Origin of the sequence: Lysobacter sp. BMK333-48F3 (genome assembly GCF_019733395.1) — a bacterium.
In the GTDB taxonomy this organism is placed as follows: Bacteria; Pseudomonadota; Gammaproteobacteria; order Xanthomonadales; family Xanthomonadaceae; genus Lysobacter.
In genome coordinates this window covers 1,379,603-1,398,851 of the sequence record NZ_JAIHOO010000001.1, presented here as the reverse complement: position 1 = coordinate 1,398,851, position 19,249 = coordinate 1,379,603, and the positions used below count along the sequence as shown (strand labels likewise).

The 19,249-nt window shown below is 69.7% G+C and carries 20 protein-coding genes and 1 riboswitch; of the genes, 13 read left to right on the top strand and 7 right to left on the bottom strand.

Translation table 11 applies throughout. The annotated features are described in order from the left end of the window. Nucleotides 1-7: 7 nt before the first annotated feature. Both K4L06_RS05910 and mutM read right to left on the bottom strand, forming a co-directional pair. A complete protein-coding gene (locus K4L06_RS05910) occupies nt 8-580 on the bottom strand; it encodes an ECF-type sigma factor (protein WP_064747984.1) in 573 nt (190 codons plus the stop codon). Between the two features lie 152 nt (nt 581-732). Continuing rightward, nucleotides 733-1,545 carry a bifunctional DNA-formamidopyrimidine glycosylase/DNA-(apurinic or apyrimidinic site) lyase gene (mutM, locus tag K4L06_RS05905; protein WP_221670520.1) on the bottom strand — a complete coding sequence of 271 codons (813 nt, stop codon included), beginning with the start codon at nt 1,543-1,545 and terminating at the stop codon, nt 733-735. Between the two features lie 70 nt (nt 1,546-1,615). On the opposite strand from mutM, the gene K4L06_RS05900 reads away from it, so the two are divergent. The 9 genes from K4L06_RS05900 (at nt 1,616) to K4L06_RS05860 (ending at nt 9,276) form a co-directional block, all read left to right on the top strand. Beyond that, the gene (locus tag K4L06_RS05900) at nt 1,616-2,485 is read left to right on the top strand and encodes a CHAD domain-containing protein (protein ID WP_221670519.1); all 870 of its coding nucleotides are present in this window, start codon (nt 1,616-1,618) and stop codon (nt 2,483-2,485) included. Nucleotides 2,486-2,739: 254 nt separating this feature from the next. After that, the gene (locus tag K4L06_RS05895; RefSeq protein ID WP_221670518.1) at nt 2,740-3,945 is read left to right on the top strand and encodes a fatty acid desaturase; all 1,206 of its coding nucleotides are present in this window, start codon (nt 2,740-2,742) and stop codon (nt 3,943-3,945) included. Nucleotides 3,946-4,362: 417 nt separating this feature from the next. After that, complete coding sequence (locus tag K4L06_RS05890) at nt 4,363-4,536, top strand: hypothetical protein (protein WP_221670517.1); 174 nt, start codon at nt 4,363-4,365, stop codon at nt 4,534-4,536. A 71-nt stretch (nt 4,537-4,607) separates the two neighbouring features. Further along, entirely contained in the window at nt 4,608-4,778 is a 171-nt protein-coding gene (locus K4L06_RS05885; RefSeq protein WP_221670516.1) for a hypothetical protein, read from the top strand. 139 nt (nt 4,779-4,917) lie between these two features. Next, nucleotides 4,918-5,256: a hypothetical protein gene (locus K4L06_RS05880; RefSeq protein ID WP_221670515.1), complete on the top strand. Its 339-nt coding sequence runs from the start codon at nt 4,918-4,920 to the stop codon at nt 5,254-5,256. Between the two features lie 97 nt (nt 5,257-5,353). After that, nucleotides 5,354-6,175 carry a kanamycin nucleotidyltransferase C-terminal domain-containing protein gene (locus K4L06_RS05875; RefSeq protein ID WP_221670514.1) on the top strand — a complete coding sequence of 274 codons (822 nt, stop codon included), beginning with the start codon at nt 5,354-5,356 and terminating at the stop codon, nt 6,173-6,175. Nucleotides 6,176-6,242: 67 nt separating this feature from the next. Continuing rightward, nucleotides 6,243-7,235, top strand: coding sequence for a hypothetical protein (locus K4L06_RS05870; protein ID WP_221670513.1), 993 nt, complete (start codon nt 6,243-6,245; stop codon nt 7,233-7,235). Nucleotides 7,236-7,267: 32 nt separating this feature from the next. Further along, a complete protein-coding gene (locus tag K4L06_RS05865) occupies nt 7,268-8,035 on the top strand; it encodes an ABC transporter ATP-binding protein (protein WP_221670512.1) in 768 nt (255 codons plus the stop codon). 344 nt (nt 8,036-8,379) lie between these two features. Next, nucleotides 8,380-8,479: riboswitch (glycine riboswitch) on the top strand. 191 nt (nt 8,480-8,670) lie between these two features. Then, nucleotides 8,671-9,276 carry a trimeric intracellular cation channel family protein gene (locus K4L06_RS05860; protein ID WP_221670511.1) on the top strand — a complete coding sequence of 202 codons (606 nt, stop codon included), beginning with the start codon at nt 8,671-8,673 and terminating at the stop codon, nt 9,274-9,276. Between the two features lie 156 nt (nt 9,277-9,432). On the opposite strand, the gene K4L06_RS05855 is transcribed toward K4L06_RS05860, so the two are convergent. Both K4L06_RS05855 and K4L06_RS05850 read right to left on the bottom strand, forming a co-directional pair. Further along, the gene (locus K4L06_RS05855; protein ID WP_221670510.1) at nt 9,433-11,097 is read right to left on the bottom strand and encodes an MFS transporter; all 1,665 of its coding nucleotides are present in this window, start codon (nt 11,095-11,097) and stop codon (nt 9,433-9,435) included. 106 nt (nt 11,098-11,203) lie between these two features. Further along, nucleotides 11,204-12,589, bottom strand: coding sequence for a DcaP family trimeric outer membrane transporter (locus K4L06_RS05850; RefSeq protein WP_221673531.1), 1,386 nt, complete (start codon nt 12,587-12,589; stop codon nt 11,204-11,206). Between the two features lie 341 nt (nt 12,590-12,930). Between K4L06_RS05850 and acs the strand changes: the two genes are divergently transcribed. Continuing rightward, entirely contained in the window at nt 12,931-14,883 is a 1,953-nt protein-coding gene (acs, locus tag K4L06_RS05845) for an acetate--CoA ligase (protein WP_221670509.1), read from the top strand. Between the two features lie 89 nt (nt 14,884-14,972). Here the strand turns inward: acs and K4L06_RS05840 are convergent, their stop codons facing one another. Further along, nucleotides 14,973-15,650, bottom strand: coding sequence for an IS1595 family transposase (locus K4L06_RS05840; RefSeq protein ID WP_221670508.1), 678 nt, complete (start codon nt 15,648-15,650; stop codon nt 14,973-14,975). Nucleotides 15,651-15,898: 248 nt separating this feature from the next. Next, nucleotides 15,899-16,282, bottom strand: a complete 384-nt coding sequence (locus K4L06_RS05835) for a DUF559 domain-containing protein (protein ID WP_221670507.1) — start codon at nt 16,280-16,282, stop codon at nt 15,899-15,901. A gap of 117 nt (nt 16,283-16,399) precedes the next feature. On the opposite strand from K4L06_RS05835, the gene K4L06_RS05830 reads away from it, so the two are divergent. The 3 genes from K4L06_RS05830 to K4L06_RS05820 all read left to right on the top strand — a co-directional run bounded on the left by K4L06_RS05830 (nt 16,400) and on the right by K4L06_RS05820 (nt 18,947). After that, nucleotides 16,400-17,068 (top strand): response regulator transcription factor, encoded by a 669-nt coding sequence (locus K4L06_RS05830; RefSeq protein ID WP_221670506.1) that lies wholly within the window; start codon nt 16,400-16,402, stop codon nt 17,066-17,068. Between the two features lie 106 nt (nt 17,069-17,174). Next, nucleotides 17,175-17,804 carry a hypothetical protein gene (locus K4L06_RS05825; protein ID WP_221670505.1) on the top strand — a complete coding sequence of 210 codons (630 nt, stop codon included), beginning with the start codon at nt 17,175-17,177 and terminating at the stop codon, nt 17,802-17,804. 438 nt (nt 17,805-18,242) lie between these two features. After that, the gene (locus K4L06_RS05820) at nt 18,243-18,947 is read left to right on the top strand and encodes a DUF1080 domain-containing protein (protein ID WP_221670504.1); all 705 of its coding nucleotides are present in this window, start codon (nt 18,243-18,245) and stop codon (nt 18,945-18,947) included. Nucleotides 18,948-18,979: 32 nt separating this feature from the next. Here the strand turns inward: K4L06_RS05820 and K4L06_RS05815 are convergent, their stop codons facing one another. Next, nucleotides 18,980-19,243, bottom strand: coding sequence for a hypothetical protein (locus K4L06_RS05815; protein ID WP_221670503.1), 264 nt, complete (start codon nt 19,241-19,243; stop codon nt 18,980-18,982). Nucleotides 19,244-19,249 lie beyond the last annotated feature (6 nt).

The window sequence follows — 19,249 nt, the reverse complement described above, 5'->3', positions numbered from 1 at the left end:
CATCCGTTCAGCGGTTGGGCTCGTCCTGCAGCGAGGCCAGCAGGAACAGGCGCGCCTTCTGCCAGTCGCGGCGGATGCTGCGCTCGGAACGCTGCAGCAGAGCGGCGATCTCCAGCTCGGACAGGCCGGCGAAGTAGCGCAGCTCGACCACCTGGGCCAGGCGCTGATCGACCGCGGCGAGCTTGGTCAGGGCGGTGTCCAGGCCCAGGGTGTCCTCGTCCAGGCGCAGGCCGCCTTCGACGTCGTCGGGCAGCTCGGTGACCCGGTGCAGGTCGCCGCCGCGCTTCTGCGCCAGGCGCTGGCGGGCGTAGTCGACCACCACGCTGCGCATCGCCGAGGCGGCGTAGGCGAAGAAGTGGGCGCGATCGTCGAACTGGGCCTCGCGCCGGCCGACCAGTTTCAGGTAGGCCTCGTGCACCAGCGCGGTGGCGTCCAGGGTCTGGCCGTGCTGGCCGGCGAGCTGGCGCCGGGCCATGGTGTGCAGTTCTTGATAAAGGGTCGCGAGCACGCGGTCGAGCGCACTGCGGTCGCCCTCGCGGGCCGCATCCAGCAGGATGGTGATGTCTGCGCTATCGGCCATATCGCCCCTCGACTGGGGCAAGACTATAGCGCGTTCAGTTTTACTTGGTAGCGACCGCCCGCACCCTGCGGGATCGACCCTCGATATGGCCGCTTTTGCCCCGTTCCCACGTCATGGGCGATTCTGCCAATCCCCAATCCCCAATCCCGGCTTCACCGCTGGCAATGCCCGCACCAGACCGTGGTGCGCTGGCCGATCGCGGCCTGCTTGAGCGGCCGTCCGCAGCGCGGACAGGGCTCGCCGCCGCGGCCGTAGGCGGCCAGTTCCTGTTCGAAATAGCCGGGCGCGCCGTCGGGGCTGATGAAATCGCGCAAGGTGGTGCCGCCGCGCTGGATGGCGTAGCTGAGGATGGTCTTGATCGCGCCGGCCAGCTCGCCGTAGCGCTCGCGCGAGACCTTGCCGGCGGCGCGCAGCGGCGACACTCCGGCGGCGAACAAGGCTTCGGCGGCGTAGATGTTGCCGACCCCGACCACCACCCGCTGGTCCATCAGGAAGGTCTTGACCGGGGCGCGGCGGCCGCGGCTGAGCTCGAACAGGTAGTCGCCGTCGAAGTCGTCCGACAGCGGTTCCGGGCCCAGGCCCTGCAGCAGTTCGTGGGTGTGGCCCGGCGCCTGCCACAGCAGGCAGCCGAACCGGCGCGGGTCGTTGAAGCGCAGCACGCGGTCGTCGTCGAGCAGCAGGTCGACGTGGTCGTGGTCGCGCACCGGCGTGTCCGCGGGCAATACCCGCAGGCTGCCGGACATGCCCAGGTGCAGCAGCGCGCTGCCGGCCTGGGTATCCAGCAGCAGGTACTTGGCGCGTCGGCGCACCGCGTCGATGCGTTGGCCGGGCAGGGTGGTTTCGATGTCGGCCGGAATCGGCCAGCGCAGGTTCGGCCGGCGCAGGATCGCGGTGACGACGTGGCGGCCCTCCAGGTGCGGGGCCAGGCCGCGCCGGGTGGTTTCGACTTCGGGCAATTCGGGCATGGCGCAAGCGTACTATCGGCGTGGGCCTTGCGTCGTTGCCGATGCGGCCGCGCTAGCGGAAGGAAGCGGCATGTCGAAAAAAACAGCGCCAGCCAACGCCACCGACGAGCCAGCTGCCGACGGATCAACCGACGCCGAAGCCGGGCGTCCGCCGGGCCGACGCCTGCGCGCCTTCGCCTCGCGCGAGCTCGAGGCGGCCATCGACGCCCTGGGCTGGCGCGGCAACCGCCTGCACCGCGGCGTGCATCTGGCCCGCAAGGGCCTGCGCCGGGTGCGCGCGACCCTGGCCCTGGGCGGCGCCGCGTTGGGGCCGGGCGCGGCCTGGATCGATCGCGGCCTGCGTGACGCCAACCGCGACCTGTCGGCCTTGCGCGATGCGCAGGCCCTGGTGGAAACCCTCGAACGCCTGCTGCGCGCGCCGGGCGACGACGCCCACCGCGCCCTGTTGCGGCGCGCCCAACGGCGCGCGGCCTCGGCGCGGGCGGCGGCCGCGCGCAGGGTCCGCGCCGAAGACCCGGACCTCGCCGCCCGCCGCAGCCTGCTGCGGGTGCTGCGCGCTGCGCTGCGCGCGCTGCCGTGGGAGACGCTGGCGCGCGAACAATGGCGCGAGTCGGTGGCGTTGAGCCTGCACCGGGTCGAGCGCGCCCGCCAACGCGCCCGCCGCGGCGGCGACGAGGACTGGCACGAATGGCGCCGGCGCGCGCGCCGGCTGTCGCAGCAGCAGCGCGCATTGCAGGCGTCGGGGTTGGGCGAGGACGCGCCCGCGTTCGACCGCCATCGGACCGAGCGCCTGGGCGAGGCGCAGGACCTGAACCTGTTGCTGGATCACTGCGGCAAGGGTTCGCCGTTCGCCAAGCCCGACCGGCTCGCGTTGCGCGCCTTCGCCCGCAGCGAACTGGCGCGCTCGCGCGGCGGCATCGACCCGGACAGCGCCGACTGAATACGGCGGCCGTCGCCGCGCGGATGGTTCGGCGCCGGCGAACACAAACCTGAACGCGGCAGCTGAGCGCGATAGCTGAGCGCGGCAGCTGAATCTGAGCGGTTTTGCCGCTGCGGCCGCGCTTGCGCGTTGGAATGAACGACCCCATCACAGTGCCGAGCCGTACCGGCGCGAACGGTCGGTCCCGGGTGGCATCATCCGGCGCAGGACCGGCCTGTTTCGGCCGGTTTCGTTTGTGGTTTTCCGGAGTCCGTATGCCCGCTTCCCTGATCGACTTCCTTGCCGGCGGCCTGGCCCAGGCCGGCATCTGGGAACTCGTCGCGTATTTCCTAGTGGTGACCCAGCTCACCATCATGTCGGTGACGCTGTACCTGCACCGTTCGATGGCGCACCGCTCGGTCGATTTCCATCCCGCGCTCGCCCACCTGTTCCGCTTCTGGACCTGGCTGACGACCTCGATGATCACCAAGGAGTGGGCGGCGATCCATCGCAAGCACCACGCCAAGTGCGAGACCGAGGAAGACCCGCACAGCCCGCAGTTCAAGGGCATCGACACGGTGATGTGGCGCGGCGTCGAGCTCTACCGCGAAGCGCGCGGCGAGCGCGAGGACATCGAGAAGTACGGCAAGGGCTGCCCGGACGACTGGATCGAACGCAAGCTCTACACCCCGCACGCCACGATGGGCCCGGTGCTGCTGCTGCTGATCAGCTTCGTCCTGTTCGGCTTCGCCGGCGTGGCGATCTGGGCGCTGCAGATGCTGTGGATCCCGTTCTGGGCCGCGGGCGTGGTCAACGGCCTCGGCCACTGGTGGGGCTATCGCAACTTCGAGACCACCGACACCGCGACCAACCTGACCCCGTGGGGTTTCTGGATCGGCGGCGAAGAACTGCACAACAACCACCACGCCTTCCCGAGTTCGGCCAAGTTCGCCCTGCGCAAGTGGGAGTTCGACATCGGCTGGACCGCGATCCGCGGCCTGCAGGCGCTGCGCCTGGCCAAGGTGCTGCGGGTGGCGCCGACCCTGGACGTGCGCCCGAACATCGCCATGCCCGACGGCGAGACCCTCAAGGCGCTGTTGGCGATCCGCTTCCAGGCCATGACCGACTACTACCGCAACGTCACCTTGCCGGCGCTGCGCGAAGAAGCCGGCCACGCCGGCGACCGCATGCGCGCGCTGCCGCGGCGCCTGCGCAAGGGCCTGGCCGACGGCGGCCGCTGGCTCGACGACGGCGCCCGCACGCGCCTGCAGAACTGGGTCGCCGAGCGCCCGCGCATGGCGACCCTGGCCGACTTCCGCCAGCGCCTGGCGCAGGTGCTCGACGATCGTTCGCACGACGCCCAGGCGACCCTGGCCAAGCTGCACGCCTGGTGCGTGGAGGCCGAGGCCAGCGGCATCCATGCGCTGCAGGCGTTCTCCGAGCGCATGAAGGGTTACGCGCTGGCGCCGGCTCGCAGCTGACCGCGCCCGCTCAGGCGCAACCGGCGGACGCCACCAACCCGCGCAGCGATGCGCGGGTTTTTTTTTGCCCTGCGTCAGTGCGGCGGCGCACGCGCGATGCGCAGCGCGAGTTCGGCATACCGCGACGGCGAGCCGGTTTCGCCGGCGCGGCGCGGTGTAGCGTCGCCGCGAATGGATTCGTCGCGACGGCAACGCCGTCCGCCGCACAGGGGAAGTGCCGCCCGTTCCGCTTCGGAGCGGTCCGCGCCGGCCTTTGCGCGTCCGGCGCAGCGCCAGCGTTTCGAATCCCAGCCGCCGTGCCGACGCTCCGTGCGCCGGCGCGACGCCGTCGTCGAACAGGGAAGGACGCCACTCGCCAACGCGCGGCACGCCACGGACCGGCGGCTGCGCGCCCACTGCGCACAGGAGAACGCACGCATGAAGGCTGTCGGTAGCTCGCGGTTGAAGAAGGTGTTGTTGGCGGCGCTGTTCGCCGCCTCGGTCGGTTTCGGCGCGGCCCAGGCCGATAGCCCCTATGCGGAAGGCTGCGCGGCGCGCGCGGGCTGCCTGTTCGGCGGCGACCGGCACGGCTGCTGCGTCGACGACGGCTGAGACCGGCGCGCGCCGTCGCCGCATTCGTTTCCCTAGGTTTCGATCCCACACGTACCGACCAAGGAGAGAGCATGAAATTGTTCAAGACCCGCCGCGCCAAGTCCGTCGCCCTGATGGCGTTGTTCGCCCTGTCGACCGGCTTCAGCTTCGCCCAGGCCGACAACCGCCTGGCCGAAGGCTGCAATCCGTGGCCGGGCTGCGACTACGGCGGCGGTTACATCTTCTGCTGCGTGCCGGAATAACGGCTCGATGGATCGTCCCGACGCGGCCGGCGAGGGGGCCGGCCGCGTCGGGGTTCGCCCGCCCGCGACCGGCCGGGGCTTGCCTGGGCGCCGTCCAGCCGGCAGGCTTCGCGCCATCTCCCCCGCTACGCGTAGGCGCATGTTCCGGCGACTGTTCGCAATCGCGCTCTGCCTTCCCGCCCTGGCCTCGGCCCAGGTCGCCTCGACCGGCGACTATCTGTCGCGCATGGACGGCGACGGCGACGGCAAGATCTCGCTGCTCGAGTATCAGGACTGGCTCAGTTACGCCTTCGACGCGATGGACGCCAACCGCGACGGCCAGCTCGACGCCGCCGAACAGCCGGCGCGCGCGCACGGCGGCGGCCAGCCGCTGAGCCGCGAACAGCACCGGCGCACCCTGGCCGAACGCTTCGCCAAGCAGGACCGCAACCGCGACGGCAGCCTGGACGCGCGCGAACTCGCCGCGCCGCCGCAGTAACCGCGCGCCGCGTTTCGTCCATCGATACTCCGCCGTGCATCGCAGTGCGCGGATTGCGTCATTGCCACGCGCGCGCTCGCGGTGCTATCTAGGCGCGATGACGAATTACCTATTGCCTTGCGGCGAACTCGAGACCCTGTTCGCCGGCCCCCAATCGGTCACTCCCGAACAACGCCGCGACCTGATCGACGAGATCGTCGCCGCCCTGCGCCGTCGCCATGGCGAACGCCTGCTCGCGGTCGCGCTGTACGGATCGACCGCGCGCGACGGCGACGGCCCGTACTCCGACATCGAACTGTGGGCGGTGCTCGACGACGAGGCCCACGGCGAGGACTACGACGAATCGCTGGAATGGGTGCACGGCCGCGGCAAGGCCGAGGTCAACCTGATGTCGCGCAGCGCGATCGAGGCCTATGCGCGCGAGGTCGACGAGTCCTGGCCGATCAGCCACGGCCAGTTCGTGCATGCGCGGGCGCTGTGGATCGCGCCCGACCATGGTGCCCTGGTCGAGAGCCTGCGTTCGCTCGCCGCCCACCCCGACGACGCCGCGGTCGACCAGGCCATGGCCGAACTGGTGGTCGGCGAGCTGTACGAGCTGATCGGCAAGCTGCGCAACCGCCATGGCCGCCCGCCGCTGGCCCTGCTCGCCGGCCGTTTCGCCGAGCACCTGGCCTGCCTGATCGGGCTGGCCGAGCGCCATGTCTACGTGTCCGCGGGCAGCCTGTTCGACGAGGCCATCGACCTGGGCGGGCCGGACGGCACCGCGGAACTGTTCGCCCAGGTGGTGCGCGGCGATTTCCGCGACGAGGCGGCCACGATCGCCGCGCTGGAGCGCGCCTGGGCCGGGCTGGAGCGTTGGACCGATGCGATCGGCCTGGAGCCGGCGTTGCTGCGCCGCTGCCAGGCCGGAGAGCGCTGAAGCGCCGGCGCGGTTAGAGTCTGCAACTGCGGCCGCGTGTTGCCGACCGCGAACGGAAACCGCGCCGATGCCCGCCTGGCTGCACCCCTGGTTCGCCGAAGCCCGTCTCAACGCCGTGCGTGGCGACGTCTGGTGGCACGGTCGCGCGGCGCGCGCCGCGGCGCTGGCGTTGGCGACGCCCTGGCTGTTGCGCCTGTCCGGCGAACAAGGCGCCGCCCTGGCGGCGGCGGTACCGCGGCTGATCGCACAACAGCCTCTGCCGTTCGCGCTGATCGCGCTGGCGCTGGGGCATGCCGCCGCGCGCGGCCGGCTGGTCGCGCTGGACGAGCATCTGCGCCTGGGCTGGTGGGCGGCGGCGCCGATCGACCCGCGCCGCGGCACCTGGACCCTGATCGTACTGGCCGCACTCGGTGCGGCCGCCGCGGCCTTGCTGGCCGCGCTGGCCCTGCGCGGCTGCGGCGGCGAGGCGGCGGTCCGGCGCAGCGCCAGCCTGATCGTCGCCGGCAGCGTCGCCGCCGGGGTCGTGCTGGGCCTGCTGTCGAGTTTGCGCCATCGCCGCCATCCGACGCGGCGCCTGCGCGAAGGCGCGCGCCAACCGCTGTTCGGTCTGGCCTGGCTCGACGACGCGCGCCTGCCGCATGTCAGCGACTGGCAGCGGCGCGAAGCTCTGCTGCGTTGGCGCCGCGGCGGCCGGGCCTGGATGATCGGCGCGGTGCTGCTGGCGATGCCGGGCGGCACCGGTCTGGCGACCGGCGCCGGCGTGCTGGCGATCGCGGTGGCCTTGGCCTGGTTCAGCCTGGTGGCGCAGGCCTGCGCGGTCGCGGCGCGCGCGGCCGATGAGTTGCTCGCGGCCACGCCGCGGCCGGCCGATGCGCTGGCGCGCGCCGCCTGGCGCTATCCGGCCTTCGCCTACGCCTGCGCGGCGGCCTGCGCCGGCGGCGGCGCGCTGCTGCTCTCGTTGAACTGGCGCGCGCTGCCTCTGTTGTGGGGCTTGCTGGCGCTGACGGCGCTGCCCTTGCTGCCGGCCTGGCGCCGGCGCGGCGCGCAGGCGGTCCCGTGAGCCGGCCGCCTTCCACGCTTGGCGATGCGTCGATGCGCGATCCGGCTGCGGCGACGGCGGACGAGGCGATGCTGCAACTGGACGGACTGCAGCATCGCTACGACGAACACGCGGTGCTGCACGGCATCGACCTGGTCCTGCGCCGCGGCGAATTCGCCGCCCTGATCGGGCCGAACGGTTCCGGCAAGACCACCCTGCTGCACTGCCTGGCCGGCCTGCAGCGGCCGAGCGCGGGGCGGGTGCGGATCGGCGGCCACGACCTGGTGCGCGCGCCGGTCGCGGCGCGCGGCCTGCTCGGTTTCGCGGTCGATCCGGCGCGGCTGCCGCCGCTGCTGAGCGGGCGCGAGTGCCTGCGCCTGTTCGCCGGCACGCGCGGCCTGGGCGAGGTGCCGGCGTCGACCCTGGCCCTGGCCGAGTTGCTCAACCTGGGGCCAATGCTGGACCGGCGGGTCGGCCAGTACTCGCTGGGCACCCGGCAGAAGTTGGCGATCGCGCTCGGCCTGCTCGGCGAGCCGCCGCTGCTGGTGCTGGACGAGCCGCTCAACGGCCTGGACCCGCTCAGCGCCTATGCGCTCAAGCGCCATCTGCAACAGCTCGCCCACGAGCGCGGCACCACGGTGTTGCTGGCCACCCATTCGATCGACGTCGCCGAGCGCTTCATCGATCGCGCCCTGTTGCTGGTCGACGGCCGCCTGCGCCGCGACTGGCCGGCGTCGGAGCTGGCCGCGATCCGCGCCGACCCGCAGCGTTCGCTGGAGCAGGCGATGGTCGAAGCGCTGTCGGCCGAGCGCGACGCCTGAAGCGCACCGGCTCATGTAGGAGCGGCGTGAGCCGCGACGCGGGGTGGCCGGTCGCGTCGTCGCTGCGAGATCGCGGTCGCGGCTTACGCCGCTCCTACAGGCGCATGAATCCCCGCGTGCCATGGGGGGAGCGGCGTCCCACAGGGATTTCCTTCGGTCACAAGCCGCGACCGTTAGGCGGCCGGTCGCGTCGCCACGCGCCGAAGGCGGCCGTGCTTCGCGCGCCGGGGTGTTACCATGCCGGCCGTTGCAGAAGAGTGGCGCCGGCCCTGCGGCCGCGCCCGCCGAAGGCGCAGGCTCCCATAATCGCTCAGGCTCGGCCTCCGGCCGGAACACTGCCACGACATCGCCGATCTGGAGAGAGGCCGCGCAGCGGCCCACCGAAGGGGCAAGCGGCCGCGCAGCGGCCCGCGCAAACTCTCAGGTAAAAGGACAGCGGGAGCGGCACCGCGGCTTCGGTCGCGAAGACAGCCCAGGCGTGCGCGCGACGCGAGTCCGCGCCGCCGTCGCGCGCGTCGCCCGCCGCACGCCGTCGCCACGCCCCCGCGCGACGACGATCCGCGCCGCGGCGGCCGCGGACTCCGGCGCTTCGCTTCCCGGCCGCGGTTCCCCTGTCCTATGCCGGAGAACCGCCCGTGTTGTTGTCCCTGATCTACCTCATCGCCATCAGCGCCGAAGCCATGACCGGCGCGCTCGCCGCGGGCAAGCGGCGCATGGACCTGTTCGGCGTGGTCATCATCGCCTGCGTGACCGCGCTCGGCGGCGGCTCGCTGCGCGACATCGTGCTCGGCCACTATCCGCTGGGCTGGGTGCGCCATCCCGAGTATCTGGCCTACACCGTCGGCGCGGCCCTGGCCGCGACCTTCCTGGCCAAGCGCCTGCAGCGCCTGCGCCGCGCCTTCCTGTGGCTGGACGCGCTGGGCCTGATCGCCTTCACCCTGATCGGCTGCGCGATCGCGCGCGAGGCCGGCCACGCGCCGGCGATCGTGGTGATCGCCGGCATGCTCACCGGCGCCTTCGGCGGGGTGTTGCGCGACGTGCTGTGCAACGAGATTCCGTTGGTGTTCCAGCGCGAGCTGTATGCGGTGATCGCGCTGCTGACCGGCGTGGCCTATCTGCTGCTGTTGCGGCTGGGCGTGGCCGAGAACGCGACCGTGCTGATCTGCCTCGGCGGCGGATTCGCCGCACGCCTGCTGGCGATCCGTTACGAATGGGAGATGCCGAAGTTTGTTCATCCCTAGCGCGGGAATCGGGAATGGGGAATAGGGAATCGTAAAAGCGGAAGGCAAGGGCCCTTGCTTTGACCATTCCCTATTCCCCATTCCCCATTCCCGCCGCAAAAGCGAAACGCCGGCCCCAAGGCCGGCGTTTCGCTTTGCGGCACCCGCGCAGCGGGCTCAGAGCGTGATATCGCGATCCTTGGTTTCCGGCAGGAACAGCGCGCCGATCACCACGGTCATCGCCGCGACCACGATCGGGTACCACAGGCCGCTGTAGATGTTGCCGGTGGCGGCGACGATGGCGAAGGCGGTGAACGGCAGGAAGCCGCCGAACCAGCCGTTGCCGATGTGGTAGGGCAGCGACATCGAGGTGTAGCGGATCCGGGTCGGGAACAGTTCGACCAGCCAGGCCGCGATCGGGCCGTAGACCATGGTCACCAGCAGCACCAGGAAGGTCAGCAGCACGATCACCATCGGCGTGTTGATCTGCGCCGGGTCGGCCGAAGCCGGGTAGCCGGCGGCCTTGAGCGCATCGCCGAGCTGCTTGCCGAACGCGTCGGACTGGGCCTTGAACTCGTCCTTGCTCAGCGACTCGCCTTCGAAGCTGCTCAGGGCGGTGCCGCCGATGCTGACCGTGGCCACGCTGCCGGCCGCGCCGGGCGCGTTCTGGTACGGAATGCCCTTCTTGGCCAGCGCCGACTTGATGATGTCGCAGGACTGCTTGAAGGTCGCCTTGCCGACCGGGTCGAACTGGAACGCGCAGCGGTCCGGATCGGCGGTGACGACGACCGGCGACGCGGTCACTGCGGCTTCCAGGGCCGGATTGACGTTATGGGTCAGCGCCTTGAACACCGGGAAGTAGGTAAACACCGCGATCAGGCAGCCGGCCAGCACGATCTTCTTGCGCCCGATCTTGTCCGACAGCCAGCCGAAGAAGATGAATCCGCCGGTGGCCAGGGCCAGGGCGACGGCGATGTAGATGTCGGCCTTGTTCGGATCCATGCCCAGCGTCTTGGTCAGGAAGAACAGCGAATAGAACTGTCCGCCGTACCACACCACCGCCTGGCCGGCGGTGGCGCCGAGCAGGGCCAGCAGGGCGATCTTGCCGTTCTTGGAGAAGAAGCTTTCGGTGATCGGCGCCTTGGAGGTCTTGCCCTCGGCCTTCATCTGCTGGAACAACGGCGATTCGGCCAACTGCATGCGGATCCACACCGACACGCCGAGCAGCAGCACCGAGAACAGGAACGGGATGCGCCAGCCCCAGGCTTCGAAGCTTTCCTTGCCCAGGTAGTTGCGGCAGCCCCAGATCACCAGCAGCGACAGGAACAGGCCCAGGGTCGCGGTGGTCTGGATGAAGCTGGTGTACAGGCCGCGCTTGCCGTTGGGCGCATGCTCGGCGACGTAGGTCGCCGCGCCGCCGTACTCGCCGCCCAGCGCCAGGCCCTGCAGCAGGCGCAGGGTGATCAGGATGATCGGCGCGGCGATGCCCAGGGTGGCGTAGCTGGGCAGGATGCCGACCACGAAGGTCGCCAGGCCCATGATCACGATGGTGACCAGGAAGGTGTATTTGCGTCCGATCATGTCGCCGAGGCGGCCGAACACCAGCGCGCCGAACGGCCGCACCGCGAAGCCGGCGGCGAAGGCCAGCAGGGCGAAGATGAACTGGCTGGTGTCGTTGAGGCCGCCGAAGAACTGCTTGCCGATGATCACGGCGAGCGAGCCGTACAGGTAGAAGTCGTACCACTCGAACACGGTGCCGAGGCTGGAGGCGAAGATGACCTTGCGGTGGTCCTTGGTCAACGGCGCCGCATGGGACGTAAGGCTGGCGGTGGTGCTGGACATGAGCTGTTCCCCCGAACAGTGGATTGGAGCGGGCTAGGGCCCGCCGGGGTCGTAACGGACGCGTCGTCGAACGGTCGCGGCCGGACCGGCCGCGACCGCGCGATCGTCAGAAGCTGTACTTGACGTGGGTCTGCAGACGGTTGATCTCGCCGCGGTCGCCGGTTTCGATCTCGCGCTGGCCCCAGATGTACTCGGCGCCCAGGTCGAGCTTGGGAATCGGCGTGTAGATCAGGTTGATGTGCGCGGACTGCGCCGACTTGGTGATGCCGCGCCCGGTCAGGGCGGTGTCGTTGTCGTACTCGGCGCGCGAGTAGAACAGGTTGCCGCGCAGCTTCGGGCTGAACACGTGGCGCCAGCCGACGAAGCCGGAGATCAGGTCGATGTTCTCCAGATCGCCGCTGGCGTCGAGCACCGCGTCGTTGCTCAGCGCCAGGCCGACGTAGCGGCCGATGCCGCTGCCGGCGGTGACCATGTAGCGCAGATCGTCGTTGGCGCCGACGTTCCACTTGCCCGACACGCTGACGCCGTAGCCGCTGTTGGTGTCGTTGGCGCGGCCGGTCTGGTACTTGAGCTGGCGCGCCAGGGCGCCGACGCTGAAATGGCCCCAGTCGCCCTTGGCGGTGTAGCGCGCTGTCACGTCCGGCACCGCGCCGTCGTCGCCGGCGATCTGGGCCATGTTGCCGCGGAACGGGGTGTAGACCGTCTCCGGATTCTCGATCGAGAACGACCAGGGCCCGCTGGTGTAGCGCAACTGCGCCTGGCGCACGAATACCGTGCCCTCGGTGGGGCCGAGGAAGTCGACCGTGTCCGGCAGCGCCGCGGTGTCCTGGAAGTTCGACCAGGCCTGGCCGGCCAGCCACTTGTTCCAGGTCACGTAGGCCTGGCGCAGGGTCAGCGCATAGGTATTGGTGGCGACTTCGCTGCCGGTGAAGGCGGTGCTGCCGCCGCCGTAGAGGTCGAATTCCAGATAGCCCTTGAGCTTGTCGCCGCTCTCCAGGTCGGTGTCGGCGGCGAACCAGAAGCGCGAGAAGTTGGCGCCCATGTCGGTGTCGCTGCCGCCTTCGCGGGTGGCCGCGCCGCCGACCGGAATCGCCTTGGGCACGTAGAACAGGCGTCCGACCGAGCCGTCGGCGATGTCGCCGTCGTTGGTCTGGGTGATCGAGGCATCGAGCTTGATGAAACCGCCGTAGCTGAAACGCGTGCCGGGATTGGCCGAGGGACTGATCGTGCTCGACTGGATGGGGTTCTTGGCCGGCGCTGCCGCGATCGCCGCCGGCGCCGCGGCCTGGGCAGCCTTGACCTCGGTGACCTGGGTCTGGACCTGCTGCTGCTGCGACACCAACTGCTGGACCATGCGCTCCAGTTCGGCGACGCGCGCTTCCAGTTCCTTCTCCTTCGCGGTCTGGGCGAAGGCCAGGCCCGGCAGCGCGAGCGCGACCAGCAGCGCCGCGGCCAACGGCCGCCGCCGCGCTGGCGCGCGCCGTAGTGTGATTTGGGCAGAACTCCCCATGTACATCGTGACTCCCTCCCGAGAAATGCCGCCCGTGCAGACGGTCGCGGCCAGCCTGCGCGCGGCTCCGGCGAGGCAACCATTCGCCTTTGGTCGTAACACGACGCAGTCAGCAAACCATTTACGACCAAGGTCTAAACCGTCGTCGCAGCGGCGCAGGTACTGAATGCGGCAAACTGGCGGCCCTCGCGCGCGCGCGCGGGGCCGTACCGCGAGCCGCGACGAGCGCCGCGGCCACCCGACCGGCCGGGCAAGACACGATCCGCGCCGGGTCGGCTATAACGCTCGTCTGCATCGCTACCGCCAGCCTTTCGGAGCCCCCCATGACCCACCCCGCCAGCGTCTACCCGATCGATGCCGACTTCGCCGCGAAGTCGCGCTACCGGCGCGAGGACTATCAGCGCCTGTACGCCGAGTCGGTGAACGACCCCGAGGGTTTCTGGGGACGTATCGCCCAGCGCCTGGAGTGGTTCAAGGCGCCGACCAAGATCAAGAACGTCAGCTACGACCTCGCCGATTTCCGCATCAAGTGGTACGAGGACGGCGAACTCAACGCCAGCGTCAATTGCCTGGACCGGCATCTGGCGCAGCGCGGCGACAAGACCGCCTTGCTGTTCGAGCACGACGACCCGAGCCTGCCGGCCGAGCGGATCAGCTACCGCGAACTGCACGCGCGGGTCTGCCGCCTGGCCAACGCCCTGCGCAAGCTCGGCGTCGGCAAGGGCGACCGCATTACCATCTATCTGCCGATGATTCCCGAAGCGGTAGTGGCGATGCTGGCCTGCGCCCGGGTCGGCGCGATCCACTCGGTGGTGTTCGGCGGCTTCGCCCCGAACTCGATCGCCGACCGCATCGCCGACTGCGCCAGCAAGCTGGTCATCACTTCCGACGAAGGCCTGCGCGGCGGCAAGAAGATTCCGCTCAAGGCCAACGTCGACGCGGCGCTGAAGCTGCCCGGCACCAACTCGGTCGAGACCGTGCTGGTGGTGCGCCACACCGGCGCCGCGGTCGACATGCAGATGCCGCGCGACCGCTGGTACGACGCGGTCGTGGAAGGCCAGCCCGACAGCTGCGAGCCGGAGCGCATGAACGCGGAAGATCCGCTGTTCATCCTCTACACCTCAGGCAGCACCGGCAAGCCCAAGGGCGTGCTGCACACCACCGGCGGCTACCTCACCTACGCCAGCTTCACCCACGAGGCGGTGTTCGATCTGCGCGAGGACGACGTCTACTGGTGCACCGCCGACGTCGGCTGGGTCACCGGCCACAGCTACATCGTCTACGGCCCGCTCGCCAACGGCGCCACCGCGCTGGTGTTCGAGGGCGTGCCGAACTATCCGGACGTGTCGCGGTTCTGGAACGTGATCGACAAGCACCAGGTGACGATCTTCTACACCGCGCCGACCGCGATCCGCGCGCTGATGCGCGACGGCGACGAGCCGGTGAAGAAGACTTCGCGCAGTTCGCTGCGCCTGCTCGGCACGGTCGGCGAGCCGATCAACCCCGAGGCCTGGCGTTGGTACTTTGATGTGGTGGGCGATGCGCGCTGCCCGATCGTCGACACCTGGTGGCAGACCGAGACCGGCGGCATCCTGATCACCCCGCTGGCCGGCGCGACCGACCTCAAGCCGGGCTCGGCGACCCAGCCGTTCTTCGGCGTGCAGCCGGCCCTGGTCGACGCCAACGGCGGCGTGCTCGAAGGCGAGGCCGAGGGCAACCTGGTGCTGACCGATTCCTGGCCGGGCCAGATGCGCACCGTGTACGGCGACCATGCGCGCTTCATCGAAACCTATTTCAAGACCTACCCGGGCAACTACTTCACCGGCGACGGCTGCCGCCGCGACGCCGACGGCTACTACTGGATCACCGGCCGGGTCGACGACGTCATCAACGTCAGCGGCCACCGCATCGGCACCGCGGAAGTCGAGAGCGCGCTGGTCTCGCACCCCAAGGTCGCCGAAGCGGCGGTGGTCGGTTTCCCGCATGACCTCAAGGGCCAGGGCATCTACGCCTACGTGACCCTGATCGCCGGCGAAGCCTCCAGCGAGGACCTGCGCAAGGAACTGGTGGCCTGGGTGCGCAAGGAAATCGGCCCGATCGCCACCCCGGACCATCTGCAGTGGGCGCCGGGCCTGCCGAAGACGCGCTCGGGCAAGATCATGCGCCGCATCCTGCGCAAGATCGCCGAGAACGCGCCGGACCAGCTGGGCGACACCAGCACGCTGGCCGATCCGTCGGTGGTCGAGAACCTGGTCAGCGAGCGGTTGGGGCGGTGAGGTAGGGCTCTCGCAAGAGCAACAGCAACAGCAACAGCAAATCCCCCCTGGCCCCCCTTTTTCAAGGGTCTTAGGAAGCAAACAGCCCCTCAGAGTGGGTTGGATCGTAGCAACTTGAGGGTCGCCCGGTAGAGGTCTTCGTGGCGGTGGTTGAAGCGGAACTCGCACTCCTTCAGGTGCAGGTAGAAGGTGGCCTTGGGCACCTCGTTGAATTTGGCCAGGCGCCGCTTGGCGAAGCTCCAGAAGCTCTCGATGCCGTTGATGTGGTTGTCGCCCTCGGCGAAATGATTGCCGCTGTGGCGAATGCGCCAGTGCTTGGCATAGCCCAGGTCGACCAGGCCGTCGTAGCTGGACAGACAGTCGGAGAGGATTTCGCTCTCCAGGCGAATATGCCCACGAATTAAGGCCTGAAGCGTGGCGGTTTTGCAGTTGGGGACGATCTGGGTGTAGACGTGCTGGCCGCGTTTGAGCATGCCGAAGACGATGGTTTTCTTGCCGGCGCCGCGGCCGCGTTTGCCGCGCACGCGCCACGGTCCGAAGAAGGATTCGTCGACTTCCACCTGGCCGGTGAACGGCGAATGCTGCTCGCATTCGGTGGCGATGGCACGACGCAAGGCAAGGAAGATCGAGTTGACCGATCGCACGCTCAACCCGGTCAGTTGCGCGGTGCTGGTCGCGGTCAGGTCCAGGGCCCAGCAGCGCACGAGGGCCCGAAATCGGGCCTCGCTGATTTTCGAACGGCTGTAGTACCTATTTTTCTTATTCATTTCAGGAAGATAGCTGCGTTATGAGGCAGCTTTGCTTCCTAAGACCCTTTTCAAAGGGGGGAATCGGTAGGTTGGGGCGTTAAGTGCTCGTAGTCTGCTGGGTCCGCTATCCGCTATCCGCTATCCGCTATCGGGCATCGGGCATCGGCTGTCGGCTGTCAGCCGCCGCAATGCGTGCTGCCGTCGCTGCTGCTGTTCCCCCCTTTGAAAAAGGGGGGCAGGGGGGATTTGCTCTTGGCTCTTGGCTCTCAACTTCCGGTTCCCGTCCTCTCCGCCAGCCGCTGTTGCATCACCCGATAAATCTCCTCCATCACCGCCGTCGTCTCCTTGAGAACCTGCAGATTGTCGAACCGGATCACTCGTAGCCCCAGCACCTCCAGATCCGCAGTGCGCCTCGCGTCGGCGGCCAAACCCGACGCGGTCGTGTGCTGCGAACCATCGACTTCGATCACCAGCCCCGCCGCAGGCGCGTAAAAATCCGCCACATACCCCAGCAAGGGCTTCTGTCGATACACCTGAACGCCCAGCAGCTGCTTGCGCCGCAGCAGATGCCACAGCCGCTGCTCGGCTGCACTGAGCCCCCCACGCAAGCGCCGGGCCGGGGTTGTGAGACGGGGTTCATACGGTTGCACACCTGCACTTCACCCGACTTCACCCATCGTCCAATAGCGGACGAGCCCCCGACAGGACGTAAGATTCCTCCCATGCACGTCGTCCGCAGCGCCGCACCCCAGCCCAGGCCCTCCCTCATGCCGACCCTGCTGATTGCCGACGACCATCCGCTGTTCCGCGAAGCCCTGCGCGGCGCGGTCGCACGAGTACTGCCCGACGCCGCCCTGCGCGAGGCCGATAACGTCGACGCGCTGTACGCCCTGGTCGAAGCCGAATCCGACGCCGACCTGTTGCTGCTCGACCTGAACATGCCCGGCGCGCAGGGCTTCAGCGCGCTGGTGCATTTGCGCGCGTTGCACCCGCAGCTGCCGATCGTGGTGGTGTCGGCGCGCGAAGAGCCGGCGACGATGCGCCGTGCGCTGGATCACGGCGCGGTCGGCTTCATCCCCAAATCGGTCGATGCCGCGACCCTGGGCGAAGCCTTGACCACCGTGCTCGACGGCGACCGCTGGGCGCCGGCCGCGGCGATCGCCGCGCCGGCCGCCAATGCCGAGGAGCACGATGCCGCGCACCGATTGCGCGACCTCACCCCGCAGCAGTTCCGGGTGCTGCAGATGCTCGGCGCCGGCCTGCTCAACAAGCAGATCGGCTACGAGCTGGGCGTGTCCGAGGCCACGGTCAAGGCGCATGTCACTGCGATCCTACGCAAGCTCGGCGCCAACAACCGCACCCAGGCGGTGCTGATCGCCGGCCGCCTGGCCCTGGATCCGGGCGCGATCGTGCCGCCGCCGGAAGAGGCGGACTAGGCAGGCGCGCCGCTTAGCCTCCGCGTGTCCGGCCGACGGTCGGCTGCGGCGACGCGGCGCTTTGCCCGATCGACGCGCATCCGCGGGCCGCGCCGGTCCGTACAATTTGCGCATCGCCGCGCGACGGCGGCCGGCCCTGCGGCTTGCTGCGGCGGCGCGAGGGGGACGAATGACGACGACATGCGCCCGGCTGCGCCACAGGAGCCGGCAGTTGCTGCAGATCGCGGCGATCTTCGCGGGTCTGGGTTTTTGTATCGGCCAGGCATCGGCGCAAGCGGCCGCTGCCGACGACTGCACGTTCGACCAGCAAGCGCAGACGCAGCGCATGCGCGAAGCCGCGGCGCGCATGCGCGGCGGCCGGCTCGATGCGGACGGGAACACGGCGACCTGGCGAGCGCGCAACGGCGACACGGTCAGCGTGGCCTACGGCGGCTGCGCCGATCTGGGCACCACGGTGAGCCTGCGTTACGCCATGGCGCGCCGCGCGCCCTCGACCAGCGAGGCGATCGGGCGATTGCTGGCGGCGATCGAAACCTATTGGTCGCCGGCCGAGGCCGCCTACGTCGGCAAGGCGATCCGCGCGGCGCAAGACCAACCTATGCAGGACCAGGCCGCGCACGGCGAGGCGGGCACGGTCGTCATCGTCGGGCCGCTGGAACCCGGGCCGGGCTTTTCGTTCGGCTTCGAACTGCGCCTGACGCCGGAGCAGGCCTCGGTGTCCTGGCAGGGCGGCTGAGCGCAGCCAAACGCAGCCGCGCCGGCTGACTGCGGCCCGCGGCAAGGCAAACGGAAGTGGACGCCGGCGCTTGAGGTCCCTGCGGTCGATTCGTCGCTATCCGTCGCAACGCGAAATGGCCAGGCATCCGCGGCTAATGGTGCGGATGCCGGGCAGCGATCTCAAGACCGAAAACGCCCGCCGCCATGCGGGGTTCAGCTCGCCGGTGAACGGTTCAGCTGCGGCCGGCGTTTATCGGGCAAGCGGCCAGACAAGCGAGCGGGCCGCGCTGGCCGGCCGGCGCGCTGCGCCATGCGCGCCGACCGAGGCTGTTTGCGCGCTGCCGACTGCGATGGACGCGTCGCGACCGCGATGCTTGCCGCGCGCCACGCACTTGTCCGGCAGCCGCAACGCGGCGAGGATGATTCCTCGCTCCTGCTCTCTTCTTTCGAGGCGCCCGTGCATCGCTGCTTGCTTGCCGCATCGATTCTTGCCCTGGGCCTGGCCACCGTCGGCGCGGGCGAGCGCCCGCGCGCGGCAAGCATCGAATCGCGCGACCAGCGTTTCGAAACCTTGTTCGACGGACGCAGCCTGCGCGGCTGGCACAACTACGGTCGTCGCGGCCAGCCGGTGCGCGGTTGGCGAGTGGCCGACCGCGCCCTGGTGCGCAGCGGCGAAGGCGGCGACCTGGTCAGCGACCGCGATTACGCCGACTTCGAGCTGCGCCTGGAGTGGAAGATCGCAGCCGGCGGCAACAGCGGCATCTTCTATCGCGCGGTCGAAAGCGCCCAGCCGATCTACCGCAGCGCGCCGGAGTACCAGGTGCTGGACGACCGCCGCCATCCCGACGCGGCCAACGGCCCCGACCGCCACGCCGGCGCCTTGTACGGTCTGTATCCGCCGAGCCGGGACGATGCGGCGAAGCCGGCCGGGCAATGGAACCGAAGCCGCATCGTCGTGCGCGGCGACGCGGTCGAGCACTGGCTGAACGACACCCGCGTCGCCGCGTTCCGGATCGGCTCGCCGGACTGGAACGCGCGCCTGGCGCGCAGCAAGTTCAAGGACTGGCCCGAATTCGCCGCCGCGCGCCGCGGCGCGATCGGCCTGCAGGACCACGGCGACGAAGTGGCGTACCGCAATATCCGGATCCGCGCTTTGCCCTGAGGCGCGGTCTGCTATGCCAGCGGCCGACGGCTTCAGTCGCGCCCGACGATACCGCCGACCCGGCGTTGCAGCTCGCGCAGCACGTCGACGACGGTGTCGTCCTGGCGGCAATGACGGCCGCTGATATCGGCCTGCACGTACAGCGCGTTGCGTTCCTCGCCGATGGACAGATAGGCGATGGGATCGCCGGGCACGTGCCAGAGGATCCACGGATCGGTCTGTCCCGGCAACAGCTCGCTCAATGCCGCCTCGGTTTCGGCGCGGCCGCGAACGCCTTCCAGAAAATACGATTTCATCCGTTC